The sequence below is a fragment of the Nocardia flavorosea NBRC 108225 genome (assembly GCF_001613385.1).
Taxonomy (GTDB): Bacteria; Actinomycetota; Actinomycetes; order Mycobacteriales; family Mycobacteriaceae; genus Nocardia; species Nocardia flavorosea.
In genome coordinates, this window is the sequence record NZ_BDCG01000051.1 from 1 (window position 1) to 4,388 (window position 4,388).

Genomic DNA, 4,388 nt, shown 5'->3' on the forward strand with positions numbered 1-4,388 from the left:
GGTGCCGTCGGGCGTGACGGCCGAATCCTTCGGCACGGTCATCGAAACTCCACCTCCTGTGCGGCGGTGCCCGGACGAGGGAACCCGATCCAGCAGCGAATTCGGGCAGGCGAATCATGGACACCGGTTGCGACCATCGGTATCAGATACCGATGGGAGCATCTTCTCCCCTGGGCGCGACCGGGGTCAAGAGGCGGGTGCGGACAGGCTGCACGACTTCGGAGACCAACGAGTCCACGAGAAGCATTCGCACAGGACGGAACCGGCCACCCGAGCGGCCCGGAATCGCGGTTTCGGGTTCAGCCGATATCGGATGCCGAGGCGACGTAACCGGCAATAGGCGCATCGAAGTCGATACGCGTGCCGTGCGCCCGCGCCGAATCGTCGATCAGCGTGCGCGTATTGCGATCGAGCTTGTCGATCACCGCAGACAGCTCCGCACGATCCCCTATACCGGTGGACTTCCGTAGCAACCACCAGTGCCCGGCCGTCATGATCATTCCGACCAGCATGTAGGCGGTGAGCTCGACATCGGAATCGGTTGCGCCGACCGGCCCCAGAACGGCGCGGAGCACGGCGGCGAGATCCAGCGCCGCGGACGAGGTCCGCGCGAGACCGGCGTCGACCGACGCGGAGCTGGTCGGCAGCACGAACCGGAAGATATTGGGATGCTCGTCGGCCAGTTCGAGATAGGTGATGATGCCCGAGCGCAGAAACGATCCGACCGTGGCACCGGCCTCGTTCGGCCCGTTGCGGATACGTTCGGTGAGCTGATCGCGAACGCGATCGCCGATCGCGTCCGCCAGCTCGGATTTATCGGTGAAGAAACGGTACAGGTTCGGCTTGGGGATCTGCGCTTCCTCGGCGATCTCCCGCATGCTGATGCCCGGGCCGTTGACGTCGATGGCACGCATGGCTGCGTCGATCAGCTCGCTGCGCACCCGCACGCGATGGGCCACCCAGCGCTCGGTTCGGGCATCACCCACGCGTACACCTCTCTCCCGGTCCCGTCGCGGCCATCATTCCATGTGCCGGTGCCACGCCGGCAGACATGCGCTACCCACAGTGACGCCGAGCAGATTCGCGCGGTCGATCAGGAGGTGCTCCAGCAGCAGCCGGTGGTCCGTGCGCAGAGGGCGATGATCCCTACGCCCGACACCCACCCGGGCCGAACCCGAACTGTCCTCGATCGCGTCAGGTACGCCCCTCCTCCAACGAGCGCAGCAATTTCTGCAAGTGCCGGTCCGCGCTCAGATACCGGTCGAGCACGGGATTGAGGATTCCACGCAACCACGAGTACGCCTGCCAGCCTGCGGGGGCGATGGTCATCGGGCTCCGCCCGGCAATGCCGTCGGCAATGATGTGCGCCGCCCGGTCCGCGGTGATCCGCCTGTTCAGCGGCCACGGCAGCATACCTTCGATTTCCCGGCCGAGATCGCCGGTATCGAACATATCGTGTGTCATAGCGGTTTCGACCACACCGAAGTAGGCGAGGCCGGCCGAGGCACCGTGGACCGCCAGTTCCACCCGTAGCGCACGCCCGAGTTGCTCGACCGCGGACTTGCTGATCATGTACGGCGACCCGCCCATACCGGGAGCGAAGGCCGCACAGGAGCACACGATCACCACATGCCCCCGGCGATCGGCAATCTGGCCGAGCGCTGGGCGGATCGTATTGTAGGCGCCGGTCAGATTGATGCCGACAACGCGATCGAATTCGTCATCAGCCATGGTGCGCAGGGTGGACGGTGTGGGCGTGACACCGGCATTGGCCACGACGACGTCGAGTCCCCCGAAATGCGCGATCGCCTCCGCGACCGCGGCCGACATCGCCGGCCGGTCACGGACATCGGCCGTGAGGACGAGAGCGTCCCGGCCGAAACCGGAAGCCAAGCGTGTGCCGGCTCGTGGGTCGACGTCCACGAGAGCGAGGCGGGCGCCGCGGTCGCGTAGGGTTTGCGCCAGCGCATAACCGATTCCCTGTCCGGCACCGGTGATCAAAACGGTTTTTCCGGCGAGGTCGAATCCGCCGCGCCGCCGGCCGCTCACCATCGAGAGTTCCATCAGCGAGCCTCCACCGTGTAGGAGGCGGGATCGAATTTCGCTGTACGCCGAGAATATTCGAAGCTCCACCCGGGATATAGTCCCGCGTTTTCACCGGAGGCGGTGTGGTAGTAGCTCGTCGCGCATCCTCCGGTGAGCCAGACGGTGTCGTTACTACGCCGGTTCATCTCCTCGAGGAAATCTTGCTGAACCACTTCGCGCACCTCGACCCGGGTGGCACGAGCACGCCGCATGGCGACGATGGCATCGACGATATAGCGGGCCTGCGCCTCGATAATGTAGATGGCGGACTGGTTGCCGACCGCCCCGAAGGCACCGAGCGTGCTGAAGTAGTTGGGAAAACCCGCCAACGCGACGCCGAGATAGCTCTGCGGCCGTTCCCGGTAGAGATCGCCGTAGGTACGTCCGCCCGTTCCCCGGATACGTTCGTAGACCGCGGGCGGTACAGCGAATCCCGTGCCGTAGACGATGGTGTCGACGGGATGCTCTACCCCGTCGCGCGTGATGATCGCGTTCGGCCGGATCTCCGCTATTCCCGTGGTGATGACCTCCACATTGGGGCGGGTGAGCGCCGGCAGATAGTCGTCGGAGAAGATCGCCCGTTTGCACCCGATCATGTAGTCCGGCGTGAGCCTGGCGCGCAACTCGGGGTCGCGGACCTGGCGGCGCAGCTGGTAGCGGCCGAGCAGTTCGAACGGGTACCGGAACCGGTTGCTGACGAAACCGACCAAACCGAAGGACTCGATCATGGCATAGGAAGCCGCGCGCTTCGCCTTGCCGATCAACGGGATTCGGCGGATCAGATCGCGCTCGAACCGAGATGTCGTGGTGTCCATCCGCGGAACGATCCACGGCGCGGAGCGCTGGAACACCAGGAGGCGTTCGGCTTCGCGCTGCAACTCGGGCACGAACTGCACGGCCGAGGCACCGGTGCCGATCACCGCGATCCGGTCACCCGCCGGATCGTAGTCACCGTCCCAGTGCAAGGAATGGAACGCGGTGCCCTGGAAAGTCTCTCGTCCGGGAATATCCGGGTACTTCGCTTCTCCGTATACCCCGGCCGCCGTGATCAGCGTCCGAGCGGTCACCATGCCCTGACTGGTGTCCAGTTTCCAGTACCGGGCGGTTTCGTCCCAGGTGGCACCGAGCAGTTCGGTGTTGTAACGGATGTGCCGCTCGACATCATGCTGTGCGGCCACATCGCGGAGGTAGGCCAGGATTTCGGGTTGTTTACCGTAGGTGCGCGACCAGTCCGGGTTCGGGGCGAACGAGTAGCTGTACAGCTGCGACGGCACATCACAGGCACAGCCCGGGTAGGTGTTGTCCCGCCAGGTGCCACCCAGTTCCGCCGCCCGCTCCAGGATTACGAAATCAGCTATCCCTGCCTCACGAAGCTTCACGGCGAGGGCCAGGCCGCCGAATCCCGCGCCGATTACAGCGATGGCGTGGTCGGGTTCGGCCGAGGGGGTGTACTCGGGCATTGATGTCCTCGATGTCGGGACGCGGCCGCCTCGTCGCAGCCGCATCGCGGGTGGTGATACCGCGACCGTGATCACGATGTCGGGTGGTCGCCTGCATCTCCCACAGACGACTGACTGGAATCGCATGATTCCAGTGTTGTTGACGTCATGTCAAGAGCGGTGGGCCCGGTGACCCACGGAATGGACATCTCGCGGTCGGACCAGCAGATCCACGCAGCACGAAGGGGGTGTTCCACCCCCTCATCAGGTGGAACACCCCCATTCGTGCACGACGGTGGGCTGTATCGAATTCTCGGCGATCCCCACGCCGTCGCGGAGCCGCCCGCGGACCGGGAGCGGCTGGGGATCGATCGTCCCGAGAATTTGCCGGATAGCCTTGCTCAGCGATCGACGAGATCGAGTGTCCGAGCGATGATCCCCTTCATGACCTCGGAGGTGCCACCATAGATCCGGGCCACCCTGGCATCGGCGTACATCCGGCAGATATCCTGCTCCCAGGTATAGCCGTAACCACCGTGGAGTTGCAGGCAGGCATCGGCCACCCGGCCGTGCAATTCGGTGCAGTACAACTTCACCTGCGCGGCCTCGGGCGGTGTCAGCCGACCCCGCTCATGTCGACCGGATGGACGTCCGCGAGCCCTTTGTTACGACGGCCGATCGGACTGCGCACCGCCTCGACGAGGACGACCTCTCGCATGCTTCCACCCTTCGGAATTCGATTACTCGGGTGGATCCGATTCAAGGTCCCCGGCGGTGCCCGAACAAGACCACAATGCCGATCCCTGGGGCCGGAGGAACCTATATCAGCAGGGAATCACCGGTTTCACGAGCGCCGCTGGGAGG

Annotated in this window: 3 protein-coding genes and 1 pseudogene; all 4 read right to left on the reverse strand. The window is 64.8% G+C overall.

Translation table 11 applies throughout. From position 1 onward, the window contains the following. Positions 1-299: 299 nt before the first annotated feature. On the reverse strand, positions 300-986 hold the full coding sequence (locus NFL01S_RS33720; RefSeq protein ID WP_062980381.1) for a TetR/AcrR family transcriptional regulator: 687 nt from the start codon (positions 984-986) through the stop codon (positions 300-302). Between the two features lie 208 nt (positions 987-1,194). Continuing rightward, positions 1,195-2,064 (reverse strand): short-chain dehydrogenase/reductase, encoded by an 870-nt coding sequence (locus NFL01S_RS33725; protein ID WP_062980382.1) that lies wholly within the window; start codon positions 2,062-2,064, stop codon positions 1,195-1,197. Further along, complete coding sequence (locus NFL01S_RS33730) at positions 2,064-3,545, reverse strand: flavin-containing monooxygenase (protein WP_062980383.1); 1,482 nt, start codon at positions 3,543-3,545, stop codon at positions 2,064-2,066. The genes NFL01S_RS33725 and NFL01S_RS33730 overlap by 1 nt, the downstream gene beginning before the upstream one ends. A 380-nt stretch (positions 3,546-3,925) precedes the next feature. Then, positions 3,926-4,159 (reverse strand): annotated as a pseudogene (locus NFL01S_RS33735) (acyl-CoA dehydrogenase family protein); the annotation flags it as partial. Between the last annotated feature and the right edge of the window lie 229 nt (positions 4,160-4,388).

Coding starts and splice junctions, on each gene's coding strand:
- NFL01S_RS33725 (WP_062980382.1), bottom strand. CDS start 2,064: ATGGAACTCTCGATGGTGAGCGGCCGGCGGCGCGGCGGATTCGACCTC.
- NFL01S_RS33730 (WP_062980383.1), bottom strand. CDS start 3,545: ATGCCCGAGTACACCCCCTCGGCCGAACCCGACCACGCCATCGCTGTA.